The organism is Joostella sp. (assembly GCF_048266025.1).
GTDB lineage: Bacteria > Bacteroidota > Bacteroidia > Flavobacteriales > Flavobacteriaceae > Galbibacter > Galbibacter atrarenae.
The window spans coordinates 51128-73280 of the sequence record NZ_JBLXAF010000002.1 but is presented as its reverse complement, the minus strand read 5'-3'; the positions used below and the strand labels follow the sequence as shown (position 1 = coordinate 73280).

Sequence of the window (22153 nt, the reverse complement as noted above, 5' to 3'; positions counted from 1 at the left end):
AAAGTTGTTAAAGGTATGTTTATTTCTAAATAACCGTTGCTTTATTCGGTCTTAGTAAGAAATTAATGATCAAGCTTGTAAACATTAAGCTTCTTCCTGTATTTTTTTGGCTACTTCTTGTACTTCATCTAAAACACGAAGTAGGTTTCCACTCCATAATTTTTCAATTTCCTCTTTACTATAACCACGTCTAACTAACTCTTTTGTAACATTCAAAGTTTCAGAAGCATCATTCCATCCATATATTCCTCCGCCACCGTCAAAATCGGAGCTGATTCCAACATGATCAATGCCAACTTTTTCAATCAAATAATCGATATGATCTACAAAATCTGCAACATCAACAGGGTTTTCATTTGCTTCAAAAGCAGCCACTTTTTCTGCTAGTCCCTTTTTAAAATCTTCATATTTGTCAAAATAAAGGGCACTATCATTTTCAGATAAACCTAAAGCATTTTTACGCTCTGCTTCTGTATAACCCGCTTTAGCTCTAGCTTCTTTCTTAAAAGCCTCTAATTTTGACTTATAAATACTGTCTTTTATAACATTTACATACGGTCTAAAAGCTACGGTTTGCACTACGCCACCATTTTCTTTAAGCCACGCTAATTGCTCGTCATCTAAATTTCTGCTGTGATCACTTAAGCCTCTAGCAGAAGAATGAGATGCTATAATTGGAGCTTTGGTAAGCGCTATCATCTGTTTCATAGCTTCTTTTGAAGGATGAGAAACATCGATCATCATTCCATATTTATTCATTTCTGCAATTACTTGCTTCCCTAATTCACTTAAACCATTATTAGGCCATGTATCATCTTTCTCTCCTGTATTAGAGTCTGCTAACTGACTGTGACCTTGGTGAGCAAGCGACATATAACGGCCTCCCAGATCGTAAAATTTCTTTACATTATTAATATCTGTACCGATAGGATATCCATTCTCAATCCCAATCATAGCCACCTTTTTACCTTTTTTATGAATTCTTCTAACATCATCAGAAGTTAAAGCCAATTCGATTTCATTGGGAGCAATTTCCTCACATAACTTATGGATTGCATTGAACTTAGCCATTGCATTTTCATAAGCTTTCTTATAACCGCTTTCTGTTAGTGAATCTTGCCCTGTGTAAACGATGAACCAAGCCACATCTAAACCACCTTCTTTCATCTTAGGAAGCGTAATCTGTGTATTTAGGTTTTGTGTATAATTAATAGAATCGGTGAAATTATTAACATTGAAATCACAATGTGTGTCTAGCGTGATTACCTCTTGCTGAATAGCTTTTGCCTTCTCTGTAATTTCAGCTTCTGATAAGGATGATTTAGGGGTCGGATTTTCTGCTTTTTTACATGAAAATGATAGTGCAATAAGTAGCGCTAAGAGGGATTGTGTAGTTTTTATCATTAGTTTTAGTTTTATAGCTCCGTAAATTAAAATTATAAACTTAACCTACCAAATCTTCCGTAGAAAGAAAGGCTACTTATAAAGAAAATGTAATTTTTAAAGCACTATTTTAAGAGGATAGAAATTCTGGACTTATATATTCAGGATTGTTAAATCGTTCTTTATGCCCTACAAATTACCCTTAATTATATGTTAAATGGGGTTTAGTCTGTTGATTTCTATGGCTTTTAGTGTAAGTTCATTAGATAATCAAATTAAAAAAGTATAGTATGTTAATTCCAACAAAGAAAGTACCTAATTTAAAAGTAGCATTAACAAATGGTGATCAATGGGAGTTGAGTTCTCAATTAGGAGAGAATTTTACGATGATTGTTTATTACAGAGGGTTACATTGTCCAGTTTGTAAAAACTATTTGGAGGATTTAGCGAAGAAACTAGAAGATTTTAAAGAGCGTGGAGTGAATGTAATTGCTGTAAGTGCAAATACTAAAGAGCTTGCTATTGAAACTACAGAAAAATGGAAAATTCCGGGGTTAACTCTTGGATATGGAATGAGTATTGAAGAGGCTCGAGAATGGGGTCTTTATGTTTCTAATGGTATTTCAGACAAAGAGCCGAAAACATTTTTTGAGCCTGGATTGTTTTTAATTCTTCCAAACCAAACATTATACGCATGTTCTTTACAGTCTATGCCGTTTGCTAGACCTGAATTTAAAGATGTTCTAAATGCGATTAGCTACGTAAATAAAACTGGATATCCAGCAAGAGGTGACGCTTAAAAACATTTAAATCCAATCAGAGCACTTATTTACGCATCGGGGAGCATATTTCCGAGTAGGAGCGAGGCTACAATCCATAAGATTATAGACAACATTCCTCCAATAATTAAAAAGTGCTTGAACTTATAAAGTCCGAGTCCGTAAATAAGTGTATTTGTTTGGTAACCTAAAGGTGTAAAAAAGCTAAAGTTTGCCGAAAATAATACAGCTAGTATAAAAGGTTTCAGTGGTAAATTACTGGCTGTGGCTAATGAAATAGCTATTGGAGTCATTATTATTGCCGTGGCATTGTTGGAGATAATTCCACTTAAAAGCATGGTAAATAAAAAGATGAGTCCGATGATAATGGTAGGCTGCTTTCCTGAAATTAATTCTAATAACTGAGTAGAAACCCAAACATCGGCACCGCTATTATTCATTGCAATTCCTAAGGGAATCATTCCCGCTAATAAGAAAATTATCTCCCAGTTTATATTTTGATATACTTTGCTGAGCTCTGTACAATTAAACATCAGCAGAAGAAAACACCCTGTTAAAGAACTCGCCAAAATAGTAAGCACTCCCGATGCTGCTAAACCAATTACAGTTAAAAGGATACAAAGAGTAAGTACTTTTTTATAGTTTGGAACGGATGCATAAGAAGTGTGTTCCTGTAAAACAGCCATATTATCTATCGTAGAAAAGTCTGCTAAACGATCTTTTGGAACCTCTACCAATAAACGATCGCCAACTTTGAGTTTTATCCTATCTGGATTTGTATTTAATAATTTATCCTTTACATTCTGAATATTCTTTCTTCGTTTTATCGCCAATGGTAAACCTCCATTGATCATTTTTCCTTTTAGTTCGTTTATAGAACGCTTTAATAGTGGAGCTCCAGGAAGCATTAATAACTCTACAAAAGCATTCTGCTTAGAATCAAATTCATTGCTATTTTCTTCATCTTCTGAAATTTGATCGTTGGAAACCTTATAATTATTGATGATAATCCCTTCTGTATCTTTAATTTTCACCAAGCTATCCATATTACAAGAGAGTAGGAGCTTATCTCCTTTTCTTAAGGTTATATATTTTCCTGGCGATTTATTGGAAATACCATTCCTAGTGAGTTTTAATAATGAAATTCCGGGATCATCAAATAAAAAGGTATCCATAATCTTTTTATCGATTAATTCTGAAGAAGCATCAAACTCTATACTCGTAAGATATTGATCCAATTCATATTCTTTATTCAAGTTATTAGAAGTATCCCACGGAAGGAGGAAAGAAGTTAGTGTTACAAATACAATTCCGATAGCCAGAAATATTAGTCCATATTCAGAAAATTCGAAAAAAGTAAAGCGTTCTGCTCCAAATTTCGCAGCTACAGAATTCACTATTAAATTGGTAGATGTCCCCATTAGAGTGCAACTCCCTCCTAAAATTCCCGCAAAAGAAATAGGAAGTAACAGTTTGGAGCGTGGAATATTATATTTTATAGAAAGCTCTGTTAGAATCTTAATAAATACAATTACCACGGCTGTGGTGCTTATAAATGCTGAAATAGTTCCAGAAATAGTCATAAATACAGGGATCAGCAGTAAAACAGGTAATGTTTTGAATCTTTTGAGTCCGTTTGCCAGCCAGTTAATAATTCCATTTTGCTCCAAAGCAATGGCAATAATCATCAAACAGAGAACTGTAATTGTGGCGCTATTGGAAAACCCACTTACCGCTTCTTCTGGCGAAATCACTCCAAATAATAATAAGCTTACGATTATAAAAAAGGCGATCTTATCTACCGGGAAAATTTCAAAAGCAAAAAATATTACTACGAGAAGTAATACTGCAAAAACATATATAATTTCGATAGACATCAATAAGTGTGTTAAGTTGGTTACTTAAAGATATTTCAATTTCTGATTCATATCTCTACCCTTTTTATAATTTTAACAATCTTTTATTTAATTTTCATGTAAACTAATACTACATTTAGTTCCAAGCCATCTAAATATAAAACATGAGCGAAGAAGAGAAGAAGAAACAAGAAGATATTGATAATGAGCTGCATAATTCTAAGAAATCCGATGATAATTCTGCAAAGAGTCATGGTGAGATTTTGGTAGAACAGATCTGCGAAGGACAAGAAATATACAAAAGAAGTACTAGCAGTATTCTCTTGAGCTCCTTAGCAGCGGGACTTGAAATAGGTTTTAGCTTTTTAATGATCTGCTCTGTATTTTATTTTTTCGATGGAAAAGTAGCCGAAGATTCGCTTTTTAAAATAATAGCTTTAGTATATCCGATAGGATTTATATTAGTCGTTCTGGGGCAATCGATTCTATTCACCGAACAAACATCGCTACTTACATTACCAGTACTTAACAAAAAACATTCCGTAGGAAGCTTAATGCGACTTTGGGGACTCGTAATAATAGGTAACTTAGTTGGAGGATGGATTATAGCCTTGTTTTTAAGTTGGATAGGTCCGGAATTAGGTATTTTCGATACAGCTACAATCAATAAAATAGGGGAGCATGTTACAGATTTCAGCGGACTCGTAATTGTATCTAGTGCTGTGTTAGCAGGATGGTTAATGGGATTATTATCTTGGCTCATTACATCTTCTAAAGACACCGTAAGCAGAATAATTATTATTTATGTAATTACTTCCATGATGGCCTTTACAGGGCTTCACCATAGTATTATTGGAAATATCGAAGTCTTTTCTGGTTTATTAAGTTCCCCTAATATTCATTTTTATGATTATTTTAAATTTCAAAGTTTAGCATTATTAGGAAATGCTTTAGGAGGTGCTTTTTTTGTCGCGCTTTTAAAGTATAGAGCATTTGTATATAATGTATAATTCTTAAACCTAAATAGTTTAATCTATGATTTTCATACATTAAACTATTTTGTTTAACTTTTTTAATGATTTAGTTAAACAATTTTATAACTTTATAATGACATTATATAAATAAGTTTTCGTTATGAAGATTCTAATCACTGGAACAACGGGATATATAGCAAAGAGGCTAGTGCCAAAGCTTATAAATGCTGGGCATAATCTTGTTTGTTGCGTTAGAGACCTAAATAGGATTCCAGATGATATGACTCATAATAAGCAGATTACATTTCTGAAAGTTGATTTCACAGACATAGAAAATGTAATCATTCCTAAAGATATTGATATAGCCTATTATCTGATTCACTCTATGAGTGCTGCCACAGATAATTTTAGTGATTTAGAAGAACAATGTGCTAAAAACTTTAAAACGTTATTACAACAAACTAACTGTAAGCAGGTTTTATATTTAAGTGGAATTGTAAATGATGCTACTTTATCAAAGCATTTAAAATCTAGACTAAAAGTAGAAGAAACATTAGCTTCAGAAACATATGCATTAACCACCTTTAGAGCTGGGATTATTGTAGGAAGTGGAAGCGCATCCTTTGAAATAATAAGGGATATTGTAGAGAAACTACCAGTAATGGTAGCTCCAAGATGGTTAAATACCAAAACACAGCCTATAGGAATTCGAGATGTATTAAACTTTTTAGAGAAAGCTATTGCCCGTAAAGAAGTGTATAACAAATCTTTCGATATCTGCGGACCAGAAATTCTTACTTATAAAGAAATGCTCTTAAAATTTGCGGAAATCCGTGGTTTTAAACGCTATATAATTACATTACCCGTTTTAACCCCAAAACTATCCTCTTATTGGTTGTATTTTGTTACATCTACCTCTTTTAATTTAGCAAAAGCCTTGGTTGATAGCATGAAAGTAGAAGTGATAGCCAAACCAAGCGATATAAATTCAATATTAGATATCGATCCTTCTTCTTATGAAGTAGCTGTAGTTTTAGCCTTTCAAAAGATTGAGCAAAATGAAGTTGTTTCTAGCTGGAAAGATGCGATTAGCAGTGGTTTATTCCACGATCAGTTGAGTCAACACATTCAGATTCCAAAATATGGTTGTTTTACGGACCTTAGAGTTAGAGAAGTTCATGACGAAGCATATACAATGGATAAAATCTGGTCTATAGGCGGAAAAAATGGATGGTACAGCTATAATATGCTTTGGAAAATACGTGGTTATATTGACAAAATTTATGGGGGAGTGGGGCTCCGACGTGGCCGAACAAACGATCATTACTTAGAAGCTGGAGATGCACTGGATTTTTGGCGGGTTTTATTAGCTGATAAACAAGAAAAACGCTTGTTGCTATATGCAGAAATGAAACTTCCAGGAGAAGCTTGGTTGGAATTTAAGATTGCAAAAGGGAAGTTATATCAAAGAGCAGTATTTAGACCAAGAGGAATTTGGGGACGTTTATATTGGTATTCTGTATTGCCATTTCATGCTTTTGTCTTCAAAGGAATGATAAATAATCTAGTTAATTAAACACTTTTATAAGATTGTAACTATATCAATCGATTAAATAAATATATTATGAAAACAATATTAGTTATTGGCGGCAGTAAAGGAATAGGGAAAGCCATTATAGAATTACTTATTGAAACACATAAAATTATAAATTTTAGTAGAAGTGAACCTATTTTACATAATAATCTAACACACCACAATCTAGATGTGCTTACAGATGAATTGCCAACGATTGAAGCGTTAAACGGATTGGTATATTGTCCAGGAAGTATTCAGTTAAAACCGTTTAAAAGGCTTGATATGGAAGCTTTTAATGAAGATTTTAGAATTAATGTGCTTGGAGCTGTGCGATGTATCCAAGAATATTCAAATGCTTTAAAGCAAGGTTCAGGGAGTGTTGTTTTATTTAGTACCGTAGCCACAAAATTAGGAATGCCATTTCATGCGAGCGTATCGGCTAGTAAATCTGCCGTAGAAGGATTATCAAAATCTTTGGCTGCAGAATATGCAACACAGATTAGATTTAATTGTATTGCGCCAACAGTTACAGATACACAATTAGCAGAAAAGTTATTGCGTAATGATAAGCAACGTGAATCGATGATGATGCGCCATCCTTTAAAACAATATCTGCAACCAAAAGAAGTGGCCGAATTAGCGGCGTATTTATTATCAGATTCTTCTAAAGCAATTTCAGGACATGTTTTTCCAATAGACGCAGGATTATCCAGTTTAAAGATTTAATTGTAGTTTTCTATATAAAGTAGGGGTTTCAAATAATTCTATTTTACATAATATAAATTATAAGACAAAAAAAGACCTTAATATGAGGAAAACCGTAAAAGTTTAGAATTGTAGTTTAATATATTCGCCACCCGTTTAAGGTGCTTTCTTTTAAAGAAGAAACCACCGACCATAGCATCGAAATTATGGTAAACGGTGGTTTAATTTAAATAAATCTATGAGTAAAATTACGCAAACAAAACGTGTTGTGCAATCTTGCACGTTAAAATCACGAAAAAAATCGTTAAAATCAAATCATTTGGTTTTTAATGCTGACAATATCAGCAAGTTACGAACAACACCTTTAGATAGTAAAAATTTCCAAAGAATTGCCAGGCAGTTTTTTAAAACTTCATCATTAGGAAATTTAATCTTATTAAAATCAGAAAAATCTTCATTAAGAATTGATTTCAATTTAGACCAATTTGGCTATATATCAATTACTAATACCCACAGAACAATAAACTTTGAAACAAAAGTATCATCGAATAAAGACCTTTTTATAAAAATCCATAACTATAATTTATTATGATTTTAATACTAGATGATTCTCGTGAAAACTGTTCAAATTGTATTCATGCTAAAGATGTTAAAGAGGATAATTTTAAATATTGTACATGGCATTTAGAGTATATAAATAAAAGGCATCAATGCGAGGTTTACGAGTCTATTGACGAACCAATGCTACAAAATTTATCTCCTACTCAATTAGATGATTATAAGAAACGTATTAATTATGTGCAGAAAGTCTATGATATGCCCGAGAAGTTTTTAAAGCATTTCGGTTATAAAACTAGAGAGGATATTTATAATGATAAATCCTTTCTAATCATGAAAAATTTATGTTCTAACCTTTATTAATGATATTATGAAAAACTTACAAAAAATCACATTTAAAAATATCTATTTGGCATTTTCTATAATTAATGCTTTAGTTTTTTTAATTGCTTTAGTTGGCTTTTTTACTTGCTTTGTTATTGCGGTTTAATTGCGTAGCTATTTACTAGACTAATAAAACATATAACGATGCTATTAAGATGATAAAAGGCGGTTTAAAACATTCTCACCCGTTTCTACCGCCTTTATCTTTTAAACATTGTATTAGAATCAATTACACAAATTATAACCCTTTTCAATAATTATATCTTATGCTTACAATTAATTCCAATTGCGAAAATACAGAAAAAAAAGAAAAAAATCCCATTAAATGTAATGGGATTCAACTCGACCACTCACAGTCAGCTTGGTTCGGTGTTGATTACCTAGTATTGAGTTTTAAAGGCTCTCCCCTATTAAAAGGGCAAAAGTCTTTAAAACTTGATATGCATCAGTACGGTAATAGGACTTATAAGAAAATGGTTGATGTTTATTATTCTCCCTCTACAGATAAGCCAAAAGAAAAATATTTTATAATGAATTTTGAACCAAAAAGCGAAATAATTGAGAGTGATTTAGTTCAAATTAAGTTAGAAAATCATTTATTCTATACTCGTAGTATGCAGGATTTAAAAAAAGAGATTGAAACTATTACCGAGTTGTTAGGTATATCTTTTCACTCTTGTAGTCGTTTGGATTTAGCCTTAGATGTTCATGGTAATTCTCATGGTATTTCTACGAGTTTAAAACAATTAAATCAAGGTACTTTATTATTTGCTGGTCGACCAAAAGAGATAGCGTTTTATACTAAAGTTAAGAAAGGTGTTGTTACTTGTAATGGTGTTGGTATAGGTAAAAAATCAGCTTATAAATATTGTCGTATATATAATAAAACTAACGAAATTCTAATAGGTAAAAATTCAAAACCTTATATACTTGATGCTTGGCGTTCTGTTGGCTTTGATATAGAATCAATGAATATTTTAAATTATGATTATGCAACCAATGGACAAAAGAAAAATTTTAATCGTGATACTAATAATGATATTTGGAGATATGAGTATCAGTTAAATAGAGCATATTTAGCCAAATTAAAAGATTTCACTTTTGATAATATTTTTGATAAACATTTTCTTTTTTCATTATTGGAAGAAGCAAAAAAAAATCATTCTGAATTAAAATATAATACGGGTAAATCTGAAATTAATAAAGAAAAGGATTTTCTTATGTTGGATTTTAAAAAGATTGCTCAAAGGATAAAAGCTGTTAGAGGTGTTATTGAGCGTTTACCTCGTACAATTAAAGATACTTTTATAGGTACTCAAAGGCTTATAAAAGGAAATCTACGAAATTACTTTTCATACGGTCAGAAATTAGAGTTTTTAATGCCTATTAGACAAATATTAGATTCAAATCCAATATTAAAAGATTGGTATTATTCAAAAGTCAGCAATTATATATACGAATTTAAAAAAGATACTAAAATTAATTTTATAAATGAGAATCTTTATAATTCTCATTTTGAATTGTATTGTTAATAAATCCCTTAAACCTTTACTATTATGAAAATTTTAAAAACTCAATTAGCTAATTATTTAGGTGTTTCATATCCTACAGCTTTAAAACATTATCAGACTTATTTAGATATTTTAGAATTAAAAAGAAATTACTTAACACCTTTCGATATTGCTAAAGTGGATGCAATTCCTATTGAAATAGTATGTAAAAGAATGTCAATTAATATTAATAATAGTTAATTAATGTAAAGCATTGTTAAGTTATGTAAAAGCTACTTTGATATAGTTTTAATATTTGCATCAACATTGTAAAAGAATTAATTGTATTAAATATGAAATTGTATAATTTAACGGGTGCTACTACCCAGATTTTGGAGATAGACCAAAATTCACAAGGTATTTTATTTTCAGCTATAAATAAAACAGCCAAAATTAAAGTAGACCAAGTGGGTAATAATATTGCGGATTCAAACCGCATACCCGAAATGCTTGTATCAAGTTTAGCGGAAATTATGGCTGTTGTTTCTGATGGTTCATATCAGATTAGAGAAAGTACTACTGAACTGATTAACTTTAAATTATTATTTTCTACTCGTGGTATTTTGCCATTAAATGAAGATAGTAAATATAGAGTTACTATAACTCTGCTTGATGATTCAGCTTCTTACGATGTCTTTAATTTAGACCATGCTAACCAAGTATCAAGAGGTTTAATTATCTCTAAAGCAGAGGTAAGAAGTACTTTTAGTGAGAAAGTTGTTAATACTACTGGTGTTAGTTTGCTTTATTTCCCTAATGTTTCCCCTTTAAAAGTTTCCTATTTTAATCGTACTAATAATAGAAAAGTAGATTATTCTATCGAGCAAATAAATGCTTCCTCTTTAAAATTAGTTACACAAACGGGAAGTTTGCCGGCTTCGGCATATTTGGGTCAATCAAAACCTAGTTTAAAAGTTGGCGGAATTTCGGAATTAACTGTTCATCATGATACAGCATTAGAACAGGATTTAATTTACTACATGGTTAGTACTCTAGTTGGTTAATAGTTGTTTTTTGTTATGTGTTTTAAAAGATTCCCTATAAATGGGTAGGGAATCTTATTTTAAAAAATTAAAATTATGAGTGTATTATTAACGGTTGCGGGTTTACTTGCTTCAACTAGTGGCGGTTCTGAAAGTTCGGGTATTGGTGGAATTTTAGACGGTTTAGAGGGTTTGCTCGATAAAATAAAATGTTGGGGTTCTACTTGGGATGCTGGAAAAGCCAAAGATTTTATTGAGAATCTTGCTACTGATTATACAAATAGACTTGATGCTATTTTGCCAACTATGGACGATACGTCTAAGTCTACTTTAAATGGTTTCCTTTTCGATTTCCAAATGGCTTATGCGGGTGAAAAGAATTGGTATTTATACGGTAAAAAAGAGGGTTGTACTGAAAAGGCTTTAAATGAAATGATTCCCGCGTTAGATGCTATTGCTAAAAAGTTTAAAATGGCTATTACTGAGGGTTTTAAACAATTGGGTTATACTGTTACATGGGAATCTATTACTTACGACCATTATTATAATGGTCAGCATAGACCTTGGCAATATGATACTATAAAAACTATTTCTAAAGATAGTATTTTTAGTAATGTTGGTGGTACGTCAAATGCTTCTGCATGGTGGCTTGTCCTTTTTATTCCTTTCGGTTGGTTTGCAGGTTTAAACTTCTTCGGTAAAAAATCAAATAAAAAAAGTTCTAAAAGATATTATTAAATGGAAAATATTAAAGAATGGTTAGCCTATCCATTATATAAAGGCTTTACGGTAATGTGGGCAATTGTTGTTGTTGCTGTTGGTGTAATTACTTATTGGTATTACAAAAAATAACTAAATAAATTTTCAAATTATGAATTATAGAAATAATTACAATAGAGTTTATTCTAATCAAAATTATTCTAATAGAGGTTATTCTAATAGAGGTTATCAGCAAGCACCTCCTCCACCCGCTAAAAAAAGTGGTGCAACTTACTCTATAATTAAGAAAGGTAAATATGAGGGCGGTACAATTGTTAATGCTTGGAATGTATCACGTTCAAAGGGTTTAATAAAGGCTACTGTTGCGCCTTACTCTGGAACTACTGAAAGTACTTCACAATCGGGTAATGTTTATCAAACTATGATAGCTTCGGTTTTTTATGAAAAATCAGGTGTAAAGAAACTTATGCCATGTCTTATGAATGTAAAGACAAAAAAGATTGCTCTATCTGAAATAAACATGGTTATTAGTCCTAATGGTAGCGGTGTTACTTCTTCGGGGAAAAGGGTTTCGGGTTATTTTGGTTCAATGCAAAAACGTTAGAACATGGCTAATGTATTAAATAAGGGTGCAAAGATTATTGGCTTTGCATCCAAATTTTTAAAAAAGGCTGAACAGATTGACAAATATGCAAAAACTGCTCAAGTAATAGCAAAAGCAATGAAGCAAGTAAATTTGGAATTAGAAGAAATTTGGAACAATAAAAAAGTTATAAAAGATGTGGCAGAACATTAAAGAAAATAAAGGTTTTTACATATTTATGATTCTTGTAATTCTTCCTTTTTTATTGGTGGTATTTAAACCTACAATATTAGAAAAATAAAATGTTATTAATATTAATTATACTTATTCTCCCTTTTATTATGAAACATGAATTTACTTCTATTAATGGTACGGGTTTGTTAAGAAAATGCGACCCTAAAGGATGCGGTAATTTTGGTGCTAGTAGAGGAAATCATACACATAGAGGTATAGATTTTCACGTTATACCAAATCAGCAAATTAAAGCTCCATTTCCTTGTACTGTTAATCGTTATGGCTACCCTTATTCAGATGATAGTAGTTATAAATTAATTGAGATTGTAGGTACTGGAGCATACTCTAATTATAGAGCTAAAATAATGTATATAAATACTTTTTTAAGTATTGGCGATAAAATTGATAAAGGCGATTTACTGTGTACTGCTGATGATATTACTCAAAAATACGGTTCTGAAATGACACCGCATGTACATTTTGAATTATATGTAAATAATGAATTAGTAAATCCAACTAATTATTTTAAAAATTTAGTATGAAAAAGAAACTAACTAAAAAGCAAAAACAAGAACGTTTTAAAAAGATTCTTAAATATGTCTTAGTTCTTGGTATTGGAATTATTGCGGGTTATATGATTTTAAAATCTTTAAAATCTGATTGCACTTGTTCAGATGATGCAATTACGGATGATAACCTAGCGGGAAAAGGTGGTACTTCTACCGATGATACTTCAAATGATAATGATAGTAATAATAATGAATCTTCATTTCAAAATGATGACCATATTATTAATATAAATGTTGCTTCAAACGGTTGCGGATGTTAACTGTTCTAACAAATGAAAAGGTTTTAAGGTTTTTAAAAGTTATTCTTTTAGTTATAATAGGTGTTATTGTTAGCTTCATTCTTAAAGAATATATTGCCAAATCTTGGGAGTACTTAAGAAATAAATTTTTATCTGTAGGTTCTAATTTATCCAATGAAAATGCAGAAGCTATTTCAACATCTTTGTTAAATGAAATAAATAAAGCTTTTACAGATGAGGACGTAATTATATCGCTTTTAGTTCCTTTATCATTAGCAGATTATTATAAGGTAAAAGCTGAATTTGGTTTACAAAGCTACTTGCCTTTAACTGATGATTTTGGACCACTTGGAAGCCTTAGAAACTTAACGGAAATTTTAAATTTTACTTTATCAGAAAATGACAAAAAAATACTCAAAGAAAAGAACGAAAAGTTACCTATCGGTTAGTATGATTGTTTTTGCTTTAGTTCCATTAATAGCAACTTTTATATATGGTTTTATTGGTTGGTTATATACTTTATTATTTGACTTTAATACAAGTATTGATAGTTTATTTGATAAAGAGAAGCAAAAGCAAGCACGAATATTTTTTCTTATGCTTTCAACTCCTTTTTATCCTAAACAATCTATTTTAAAAAAGTATGATTCTTTTGATTCATTGACGATAAAATTAATTGGCTCTCATTATGGAAAAAAACGTTTTTATACTAAATGGAAGTTTTACGGATATATAGGCGGCGATAATTTAAGCTTATATCAAACTATTGAATTATTAAGATAATGCCCTATTCAATGAATAACCTATTAAATGCAATGCCTTTTTTGGGAACAATGGCAGTATATTTAGCTAATGTTAAAGATGTTTTTGCTATTGTTTTAATGGTTGTAACTATTATCTATTACATTGTTAAAATTAGAAAATTATAAATATGTTTGAGAAAATATTTAATGTAGTAAAATCTCTTTTTTCTACTTCTGATATTGGTAAAGAGATAGTTCAATTGTTTAAAGGAAAAGAAACTAAATTAAGAGAGTTTCAATATCTTCTAACTGAACAATTGTATAAAACTCATGAGTTACAAGTAAAAGACTTGGAGAGAGCAACACAAATGCAAATATCAGCTTTAAAACAAAATGATACTTTAAGTAAAAGATATATTTATTACTTAGCTTCATTTGTTCTTATTGCGTCTGTTGTTTTGCCTTGCTTACCTTTGTTTATAGATATACCTAATGAGGTTTTAAATACATTTGAACGAACTACGGATTTTTTTCATTCAGTTGTTACTAGTGTAATAGCTTTCTTCTTCGGAACAAAATTTAATAATATAAAAATACCCTTTAAAAAATGATTGATTTTAGTTGTTGTGAGGTTAAATCCTCTGTTACTAATTATATAAATGATTCTTCAGCAAAAGTAACTCCTATAATACGAACATCTGCAAAAGAATTTTTATTTCAAAATAATGTTGTGTATTATGCTATATTTACAAATCCAAAAGAATTGGTATTATATTTTAATGGTGTTTCATATGATGTATTGCCAAATGTTCCGTATTTTTTTACTCAGTTAATTAGTGGTTCTTTTGACTTTATGCAAGGTTATGAGGTTAAAACTTCTTTAAGTTATTCAAAATTTGTTGAAACTGGTGTACTTGTTCTAAATGGAACTATAACAGTTAATAATATGTTTTATGAACAATCAGATATTATAACTTTAAAATTATCCATTTTTGATAATAACGATAATTTACTACAAGTAATTGAAAAAAATGAATATTCTTCAAATGGAGAGGATAGTTTTATATTTGATTATTACGATTCTAGAGCTTTACAATATGAAAAATTTATTAATGCTTCTAAAGCATCGAAAATTAAAGCTGCTATTTATATGAATGGTAGTCTTTATCCTTATTTTTTTGAAAATGATTTATTTATTTCCGTTAATGCTAATAGTTTTCCTCAAGGTTATGTTTTAAATTTTGATCACGTTTTTAATAGTGCATCTTAATAGCGTTTAATTGCGTAGCTTATGCGTGTAGGTGGTTATATTCAAAACGGTTATATTAAAGGAACTGCATTAATTTTAATAGTTTATGCGGACGGTGGTAAAAAATGGTATAGAACGGGAGATAATAGACGATTATATAAAGTTGTTGATTATTTTCGTTCTGTGCCAACCTTTAAATATGGTAAAATATTTTCTTACGATAAAGAAAATAAAATAGTGCTTAATAAAATATATTGGTTTAATTTCCAAGCCGACGGTTATTAATGTGTTAACATTTTTCGTAAAAATATGTTAATAATATTTGATTGATTTTCTTAAATTTATTCGTATATTCGCTTTATAATTCTTCTTTTTAACGTCTTGTATTTATTCATACTATAAATTATAGAACAAATGTTGTCATTGGTATTTTATGAGAGAAGTCCATTTGATAGCTATAATGTAGTATTATGTAAAAAATCCCAGAATCATTGTATTTCATTAGAATAATTGGAACTTGGGTCATTAAAATTTGAAATACTCGATTCTCTATGTGAGTAAAAATAAAATCCTATACACTTGTTATATTTAGAACTTCAATTAATCCTTTTTTTTAATGTTTCATTATCTTGTGTCTTAAAACAAAAGAAACAAAAATTCAAGGTTACATAAAATTTTGGAAACAATTAACGGCTCATTTCACCTATTGTTTTAGCCAAAATTTTATGAGGTCGAATACTATGCAGCTTAAGCTATTCCTTAATAATCAATTTCACCATCAACAGCAAAACCTCCTGAATAATTGAATAAAAGTTTATAATGTACTCTATCTGATACATTTAATTCTCCAACTATATTTTTGTGCATAAATACCATTGTCTTAGAATTGAATCTTGTTGATTTTAGATAATAACCAGTAGCTGTGGTTCTTGCAACCATTCCTGTTTCTCTAAAATCTTCTTGATTTATAGTCCTATTTACATCATAAATGACTTTTAACTTATCTGTAAAACTCATATAATCAGAATATCTTAAGTCACCAAATAGTCTATCACACTCTTTAGATTTATTAATGTACAAGAATGCTGAATAGCACAACTTTATGAAACTATCTTTAGGGTAGTTAGATAAATATGTAGCGTATTCATTTTTTAGTTCATCAAATGAGAATCTATCTAGTTTATGCATAAGCTCAAACCTTAATCTATTTAAAGAAATTTCATCTCTTTTAAGTTTCACTCCATCATCACATACTTTAAAAGCTTCTTCAAAATGACCAGACTTCATAAATATTCGGGCAAGTAAATATCTTGCAGCCATATTTCTTGAATTAATCCTAACTGCTTTTTCAAAATAAGATTTTGATTGTACAGGGTCTTTTAATAATTGGTAAACCTTTCCATGTTCAGTTAGTATTAAAGTGTCATTCGGATTTTTTAAGGAAGCTTCGTCTATCAGGTTTTGAATTTCTACTATTAATTCATCGTCTTGATTAGTGTCTTTTTTGTACCATGAAATTAAATAATTAATTAAAGTATGATAATTATAAACATTATTATAATTTTTTCTTGCCCCACGAATTAATATACGTTTACCCTCTTCCAAGTAAAATTTGGACTTATCTAAATCTTTTTCGTTTAAAGACTGTTTCATTAAAATCATACCGTGTGTATGATGTAATACATTTGAAGCAGGATTTAATCTTAAAGCATCTTTTATTACTTCTTTTGCATCATCATAGTCATCAGTTTTATTAACTAAAAACAATGCTTTTTGTTGTAAAACATAGTAATCATCTGGTACTTCTTGAATTAAAATATCGTAACAACTCTTTGCAATTTCTACATTATCAAAAATAACCTCTATCGTATTGTGATGATATAGCTTTTTAATTAATGATGCTTCTAATGGATTAGATGGAATATATTCGGAAAAGATTTTTGTTAAAAAATCAACTTTTTCAACATCATCCTTAAAGTAAATTCTACTTACAATTTCTGCAATTACAGGATGCCTCGATTTTAATAAAATATCAGTTTCTGATTCATCATCCTCATAATAAATAATGTCTTTTGTGTATTTATATACGTTTTCAGATAAACTATTCAAATCTACTTCTAATACTCGCAGTAATAAGCTTTGTGGTATTTTATATCTGAATTGATGTATAAAACAAATATGACGATAAACATTTTTTGCAACTCCATCTTTAATTCCTGTGTATTCGTTGGCTATAATTTCTTCAAAATTTAAAGCCATTGTTGCTTCACGCATTGCGACAATAAGCTCACTATTTGCCTTTTCTTTAAATAGCTCAAATCTCCTTTCTTCATTGTATTTCTTCAATTTAAATAGAGCATCATTTATTTCTAGCTTACTTAAAATAAGACCAATTTCATTATCTGAAAGCTTTCCTAAAGAAAATTCAACTGGTTTGGCATAAAAGTCATTATGATGGGCATGCCAATCAGAATTTCTTGAAGCACCAATTATTAATATTTTAGCTTTGGCATTTCTGAAATCCGAAATTAGCTGGTTAATTTTTGTAACTCTATCAGTTGTGTTGTCTATGAAAAGAATTAAAGGAGTATTTAATTTTTCATATAAGCTTAAAATTTCTTTCGAAGATAAATTGGACCTTGATTTTGCAAATAAAACACTATCTCCTACTCTTTCAGAAATTTCCAAAGCTAATCTTCTTATAAAAGTAGATTTACCGTCACCTGCTCTACCAGTTATTAACCATAAATTGAATTTTGGACTTTTATACCAACTCTCAAAGTTTATTAGTACATCTTCTAATAAATCTCTTGATGCATCTAAATCGTGCTTAATATCACTCCAATTTGGTTGAGCGCCTTTGTAAAAGTTTTTATTTAATTGAGAATGTTTACTTATTTCTGCTTTTGGGAATTGATAATTTTGAGAAAGGCTGTAAGCAACTTCTTCATTAATTTTGGCCTTATCAAATAAATCAGAATCTGGTAAATGTTGTATTAAATAATCTCTCAATGTAGTTCTTTTTCCAGATGATAAATTTGATATATGATCAGCGAATTCATCTATTTTATAATCAAAACAAATAAAACCTTCTGATTCTAAAAAGTGTCTTAATGAAGATTTAATATTAGGTGCTATAAAAAAATATCTGTTTGGTTGAGTTGTTGTTCCACAGTATTTTTTAATTTCAGCCCAGACTTGCTGAAAATTAGAATCAATTAAACTGTAACCAATAAATATCATTGGCCTTTCCATTAAGTCAGTACTTAATTGAGTAAATAATTTAAGATGTGGGTTTTTAAATTCTGCATATTCATTCAAAGAAAAAACTAAATCAATATCAGGTCTTCCAATGCAACCGTGTAACTTAAATAAATTTACTTCTATATTTTTATTTTCTGTTTGTAAGTCTTTTGGGCCAACAATCGTTTTAATTTTTTGGGCTTTATCCGTGTTTTTTTTGTAAGCAATTTCAATAGCTCTATCAAGATTTGTAGTGTAAATATTAGACCATTTAAATTTAGATAATTTTGTTATACCACTTGATGGCTTTATCTCTTTAAAAAAATCTTGTAAAAATTCAAATAGACTCTCTTTACCAAATTGCTTTTGAACCATACTTGAAACTAAAGAAAGTGCTTCATAATCGAACTTTTCTTTTGGATAAAAATGATTATAAATGATTTCAGCCAATCCAGATCCAACAGGAGATGTGTTTCCATTATTTAAAACAGAAGAAGCTACAGCTCCAGACCCTAAAAAAAGGCATGATTTATTAGATAAAATTGCATCTATTAATATTTGTTCATCAGTTGGCTTTGGCATATGAATACTTTTTAAACAAATATATTAAATTACTTAAGTATATAAGCTAATATTATTTCCATTCCACACACTTTACACTTCCCTCCTACGTCGTCTCATAAAAGTGTTCCATTAACATTGTAGTAGAAACTTTTTAGAATAAATTTTTTGAAGAAACTATAGTAACAACTGCAAACAAAAAAGTTTTATCCATACAACTAAACTACTGTTGCACAAATAAAACTTTTTATGAGATATTTTAAGCTACTTACTAAGTGTAAATAATAAGTATCTTATAAATTATACGATCGAGAAAATCTCATTTGGTGATAATCTTGATTTTGGTGTTTTTTCTGTTGAGTTAAAGTCAGATTCTGCTCTATAACCTAAAGAAACAGCTACTAAAGCGGTGAAACCTTTTTCTCTTAAACCAAATTCCTCGTCTAAAACTTTTACGTCGATCCCTTCCATTGGTGTAGCATCGATTCCTAAAGTTGCAACTCCTAATAAAAAACCACCTATGTTAAGGTATACTTGTTTTTCCATCCAGTGTTGTTGGTCTTTTAAATCGTATTTATGAATATTTGCAAAAGCTTTTACTGCACCTAGAAAACCGTTTTTTATGTCTTCATTTGGAAACCTTCCACTTTTATCCTCTGTATCTGCAATGTGTTGGTAGTAGTCTTCATCAACATCAATTTTTGAACAGAATAATACTACTGCTGAAGCATTTGTTATTTTAGGTTCGTTAAAATGAAAGAAACCTTGTGTTCCTTTTGCTATACGTGCTTTTCCTTCTGGAGTTTCTGCAATTATAAAATGCCAAGGCTGAAGGTTTACACTTGATGGACTCATTCTTAATAGGTTTTTGACTTGAGCCATATCTGCTTCAGATATTTTTTTTGTTGGGTCAAATTTTTTAGTTGTGTAGCGCCAGTCTAATACTTCTTTTAAATTCATTTTTTAATTTTATTAATTTATTCTTCAATCTTAGTAAATGTAATTACTGTTAAATAGATACTATAATTTTTATAGTAGCAAAATTAAGTATAGTTTTGAAGCTTTACAATAACGGTCAAAAAGGATAGTATAGTATAAATTCCATATAAAAATATTATTATGCATACATTTAAAGGCAAAGAATACCCATGTTGTTCGAGTTTAACCATGGGAGTTATAGGTGGGAAATGGAAGACTGTAATTCTATTTCATCTTATAAATAGCACATTACGATACAACGAATTACGGAAACTTATGCCAACGGTTACCGAAAGAACACTGAGCCTACAACTTAAAAAACTGGAAGATGATGGGGTTATTAAAAGAGAAGTTTATACCTCTAAACCTCCTTTAAAAGTAGAGTATTCTTTATCAGAACTAGGAGAAACCCTAATCCCTACATTAATAGCTATTGCAAAATGGGGAGAGTTTGCTGCTGATAAAAAATAATCGATTTGGATAGCCTATTATTTGTGAATTAATCAAAAAGAATTTTTCTCTATAAACTCTAAAAATCTAGGTTTATACTGCTCTGAGACTGTGATTCGCTGTTTATTGATAATTATTTGACTCCGCTCTACTTCTTCAATATTTTTTAAAGAAACAATAAACGATCGATGTACACGCATAAAGTCGCTTTTTGGCAGCTCTTCTTCTAATGATTTTAAGCTTTTTAATGTGAGGATAGGTTTTGATTCCCCTTGAATCCAGATTTTTATATAGTCTTTTAAACCTTCAAAATACAAAACATCAGCAAGCTTAATTCGTAACTGCTTGTATTCTGATTTCACAAAAATAAACTCCTTTTGTGGCTCTTCTTTGGAGTCAGCCTCTTTAGAATCTGAATGCTTACTACTTTCTACCATTTTAAACCATGTGAGTGCTTTATTAGCTGCAGCTAAAAACTCGGCATAATCAAATGGCTTTAATAAATAATCGAGGGCTTCTACTTTATAACCTTCAATTGCATATTGGTTAAAAGCGGTTGTAAAAATTATCTTAGCTTTTTTTGGGAGCATCTTAGAGAGCTCTAAACCTGTTAAGTCAGGCATTTGAATGTCTAAAAATAGTACGTGGATGTCATTTTCTGAAACAAAGTTTAAAGCATCAATAGCATTATGAAAAATACTTTCTAGCTTTAAAAAAGGTGTTTTTTCAATATAACTAGCTACCAAATTTGCAGCCATCGGCTCATCATCAACAACGATACATTTTAGCACATTATTATCCATCAATAACTATTTTTAATTCAGAAATAAAAACATCCCCCTTTACTTCAAATCTTACTTCATGCCTTTCTGGATAAAGAAGTTCTAGTCGCTTTTTGATATTTTGTAATCCTATTCCAGAGCCACTTTTATCAATATTTGATTTTGGAAAATTATAGTTTTCAGTTTTAAAAAGCACTTTATTCCCTTCCGTTTTTAAACAGAAATTAATAACCCCCTTTTTTGTACTTGAAACACCGTGTTTAAATGCATTTTCAACCAAAGAAATAAATAAAAGAGGCGCTATTTTAATTGAAGGATCTACATTTTCAAACTCATAATGAACAACTGTATTATCTGACAAGCGTAGTTTCATCAATTCAATATACTTTTCTAAAAAGGTTATTTCGCTTTGTAGCGGCACTTTTTCAGTATTTGTTTCATATAATAAATACCGCATTAATTTACTTAAATTATGAATGGTAACCTTTGCTTCATCAGGAGAAATATCTACCATCGAATAGATATTATTCAGTGAATTAAAGAAAAAATGCGGCTGTAATTGATACTTTAAATGTTGTAATTCGGCTTCCAGCTTAATATTCTCCGCTTTCTTGCGTTCCGACTCGGTTTTTAAATAACGCTCGGTAATTTTTAATGCGATAGAAAAAATAAGAGCAATTAAATAAGATACAATCTGCAAGTATGCAAATAATGATTTTGGAGGCCCTTCCCCTTCTGCCCTTCTGGGAAGTGAATCTCGAAAATAAGTATCGATAAGATAGCTTGATAAAAATACGAAGCCAACTATAATTATAGCGTTGATTACAATGTATATAATGATTTTCTTCTTGAAGAAGTAAGTGTCTATTAATACAAAGTAATTGCTGTAAAATAAAATTGCGTAGAAACACAATGGCACCCAAGAACCTGCTATTACTCTCGATAAGCCTTCTTGCTTGCTTGCTAAAAGTAAATAAGGCAAACTAAACAATACAATCCATACCAGAATATGAAAAATAACTGTTACTTTTTTATTTCTTATATCGATAATCAT

At 30.1% G+C, this 22153-nt stretch carries 27 protein-coding genes; 21 read left to right on the top strand and 6 right to left on the bottom strand.

The window, feature by feature from the left end; translation table 11 throughout:
* Nucleotides 1-84: 84 nt before the first annotated feature.
* A complete protein-coding gene (locus ACN0TY_RS06060) occupies nt 85-1404 on the bottom strand; it encodes a dipeptidase (protein WP_417443768.1) in 1320 nt (439 codons plus the stop codon).
* A 269-nt stretch (nt 1405-1673) separates the two neighbouring features.
* On the opposite strand from ACN0TY_RS06060, the gene ACN0TY_RS06055 reads away from it, so the two are divergent.
* Nucleotides 1674-2183, top strand: coding sequence for a peroxiredoxin-like family protein (locus ACN0TY_RS06055; protein ID WP_417443767.1), 510 nt, complete (start codon nt 1674-1676; stop codon nt 2181-2183).
* A 29-nt stretch (nt 2184-2212) separates the two neighbouring features.
* Here ACN0TY_RS06055 and ACN0TY_RS06050 read toward each other — a convergent pair whose 3' ends face one another.
* Nucleotides 2213-4039, bottom strand: a complete 1827-nt coding sequence (locus tag ACN0TY_RS06050; protein WP_417443766.1) for an SLC13 family permease — start codon at nt 4037-4039, stop codon at nt 2213-2215.
* 143 nt (nt 4040-4182) lie between these two features.
* Here ACN0TY_RS06050 and ACN0TY_RS06045 point away from each other — a divergent pair, with 143 nt between their 5' ends.
* The 19 genes from ACN0TY_RS06045 to ACN0TY_RS05955 all read left to right on the top strand — a co-directional run bounded on the left by ACN0TY_RS06045 (nt 4183) and on the right by ACN0TY_RS05955 (nt 15370).
* Nucleotides 4183-5028 (top strand): formate/nitrite transporter family protein, encoded by an 846-nt coding sequence (locus ACN0TY_RS06045; protein ID WP_236958371.1) that lies wholly within the window; start codon nt 4183-4185, stop codon nt 5026-5028.
* A 124-nt stretch (nt 5029-5152) separates the two neighbouring features.
* On the top strand, nt 5153-6568 hold the full coding sequence (locus ACN0TY_RS06040) for an SDR family oxidoreductase (RefSeq protein ID WP_417443765.1): 1416 nt from the start codon (nt 5153-5155) through the stop codon (nt 6566-6568).
* 48 nt (nt 6569-6616) lie between these two features.
* The gene (locus ACN0TY_RS06035) at nt 6617-7294 is read left to right on the top strand and encodes an SDR family NAD(P)-dependent oxidoreductase (protein WP_417443764.1); all 678 of its coding nucleotides are present in this window, start codon (nt 6617-6619) and stop codon (nt 7292-7294) included.
* A 217-nt stretch (nt 7295-7511) separates the two neighbouring features.
* Nucleotides 7512-7865 carry a hypothetical protein gene (locus ACN0TY_RS06030; protein ID WP_417443763.1) on the top strand — a complete coding sequence of 118 codons (354 nt, stop codon included), beginning with the start codon at nt 7512-7514 and terminating at the stop codon, nt 7863-7865.
* Nucleotides 7862-8194: a hypothetical protein gene (locus tag ACN0TY_RS06025; RefSeq protein WP_417443762.1), complete on the top strand. Its 333-nt coding sequence runs from the start codon at nt 7862-7864 to the stop codon at nt 8192-8194. The genes ACN0TY_RS06030 and ACN0TY_RS06025 overlap by 4 nt, the downstream gene beginning before the upstream one ends.
* 287 nt (nt 8195-8481) lie before the next feature.
* On the top strand, nt 8482-9747 hold the full coding sequence (locus ACN0TY_RS06020) for a hypothetical protein (protein WP_417443761.1): 1266 nt from the start codon (nt 8482-8484) through the stop codon (nt 9745-9747).
* Nucleotides 9748-9771: 24 nt separating this feature from the next.
* The gene (locus ACN0TY_RS06015; RefSeq protein ID WP_417443760.1) at nt 9772-9966 is read left to right on the top strand and encodes a hypothetical protein; all 195 of its coding nucleotides are present in this window, start codon (nt 9772-9774) and stop codon (nt 9964-9966) included.
* Between the two features lie 92 nt (nt 9967-10058).
* Complete coding sequence (locus tag ACN0TY_RS06010; protein WP_417443759.1) at nt 10059-10769, top strand: hypothetical protein; 711 nt, start codon at nt 10059-10061, stop codon at nt 10767-10769.
* Nucleotides 10770-10844: 75 nt separating this feature from the next.
* A complete protein-coding gene (locus ACN0TY_RS06005) occupies nt 10845-11486 on the top strand; it encodes a hypothetical protein (protein WP_417443758.1) in 642 nt (213 codons plus the stop codon).
* Nucleotides 11487-11619: 133 nt separating this feature from the next.
* Entirely contained in the window at nt 11620-12072 is a 453-nt protein-coding gene (locus ACN0TY_RS06000) for a hypothetical protein (RefSeq protein ID WP_417443757.1), read from the top strand.
* Between the two features lie 3 nt (nt 12073-12075).
* Nucleotides 12076-12264, top strand: coding sequence for a hypothetical protein (locus ACN0TY_RS05995; protein WP_417443756.1), 189 nt, complete (start codon nt 12076-12078; stop codon nt 12262-12264).
* A 128-nt stretch (nt 12265-12392) separates the two neighbouring features.
* On the top strand, nt 12393-12827 hold the full coding sequence (locus ACN0TY_RS05990; protein ID WP_417443755.1) for a peptidoglycan DD-metalloendopeptidase family protein: 435 nt from the start codon (nt 12393-12395) through the stop codon (nt 12825-12827).
* Complete coding sequence (locus ACN0TY_RS05985; RefSeq protein WP_417443754.1) at nt 12824-13114, top strand: hypothetical protein; 291 nt, start codon at nt 12824-12826, stop codon at nt 13112-13114. The genes ACN0TY_RS05990 and ACN0TY_RS05985 overlap by 4 nt, the downstream gene beginning before the upstream one ends.
* The gene (locus ACN0TY_RS05980; protein ID WP_417443753.1) at nt 13108-13542 is read left to right on the top strand and encodes a hypothetical protein; all 435 of its coding nucleotides are present in this window, start codon (nt 13108-13110) and stop codon (nt 13540-13542) included. The genes ACN0TY_RS05985 and ACN0TY_RS05980 overlap by 7 nt, the downstream gene beginning before the upstream one ends.
* Entirely contained in the window at nt 13493-13876 is a 384-nt protein-coding gene (locus ACN0TY_RS05975; protein ID WP_417443752.1) for a hypothetical protein, read from the top strand. The genes ACN0TY_RS05980 and ACN0TY_RS05975 overlap by 50 nt, the downstream gene beginning before the upstream one ends.
* Before the next feature lie 11 nt (nt 13877-13887).
* Nucleotides 13888-14022, top strand: coding sequence for a hypothetical protein (locus tag ACN0TY_RS05970; RefSeq protein WP_417443751.1), 135 nt, complete (start codon nt 13888-13890; stop codon nt 14020-14022).
* Between the two features lie 2 nt (nt 14023-14024).
* Nucleotides 14025-14447 carry a hypothetical protein gene (locus tag ACN0TY_RS05965; RefSeq protein ID WP_417443750.1) on the top strand — a complete coding sequence of 141 codons (423 nt, stop codon included), beginning with the start codon at nt 14025-14027 and terminating at the stop codon, nt 14445-14447.
* Nucleotides 14444-15106 carry a hypothetical protein gene (locus tag ACN0TY_RS05960; RefSeq protein ID WP_417443749.1) on the top strand — a complete coding sequence of 221 codons (663 nt, stop codon included), beginning with the start codon at nt 14444-14446 and terminating at the stop codon, nt 15104-15106. The genes ACN0TY_RS05965 and ACN0TY_RS05960 overlap by 4 nt, the downstream gene beginning before the upstream one ends.
* 21 nt (nt 15107-15127) lie before the next feature.
* A complete protein-coding gene (locus ACN0TY_RS05955) occupies nt 15128-15370 on the top strand; it encodes a hypothetical protein (RefSeq protein WP_417443748.1) in 243 nt (80 codons plus the stop codon).
* A 474-nt stretch (nt 15371-15844) separates the two neighbouring features.
* Here the strand turns inward: ACN0TY_RS05955 and ACN0TY_RS05950 are convergent, their stop codons facing one another.
* Together ACN0TY_RS05950 and nfsB are read right to left on the bottom strand one after the other, a co-directional pair.
* Nucleotides 15845-18910: an SIR2 family protein gene (locus ACN0TY_RS05950; protein ID WP_417443747.1), complete on the bottom strand. Its 3066-nt coding sequence runs from the start codon at nt 18908-18910 to the stop codon at nt 15845-15847.
* Nucleotides 18911-19189: 279 nt separating this feature from the next.
* Nucleotides 19190-19849: an oxygen-insensitive NAD(P)H nitroreductase gene (gene nfsB, locus ACN0TY_RS05945; protein WP_417443746.1), complete on the bottom strand. Its 660-nt coding sequence runs from the start codon at nt 19847-19849 to the stop codon at nt 19190-19192.
* A gap of 159 nt (nt 19850-20008) precedes the next feature.
* Between nfsB and ACN0TY_RS05940 the strand changes: the two genes are divergently transcribed.
* Entirely contained in the window at nt 20009-20338 is a 330-nt protein-coding gene (locus ACN0TY_RS05940; protein ID WP_417443745.1) for a winged helix-turn-helix transcriptional regulator, read from the top strand.
* 32 nt (nt 20339-20370) lie between these two features.
* On the opposite strand, the gene ACN0TY_RS05935 is transcribed toward ACN0TY_RS05940, so the two are convergent.
* Both ACN0TY_RS05935 and ACN0TY_RS05930 read right to left on the bottom strand, forming a co-directional pair.
* The gene (locus ACN0TY_RS05935; RefSeq protein WP_417443744.1) at nt 20371-21120 is read right to left on the bottom strand and encodes a LytR/AlgR family response regulator transcription factor; all 750 of its coding nucleotides are present in this window, start codon (nt 21118-21120) and stop codon (nt 20371-20373) included.
* Nucleotides 21113-22153, bottom strand: coding sequence for a sensor histidine kinase (locus tag ACN0TY_RS05930; protein ID WP_417443743.1), 1041 nt, complete (start codon nt 22151-22153; stop codon nt 21113-21115). The genes ACN0TY_RS05935 and ACN0TY_RS05930 overlap by 8 nt, the downstream gene beginning before the upstream one ends.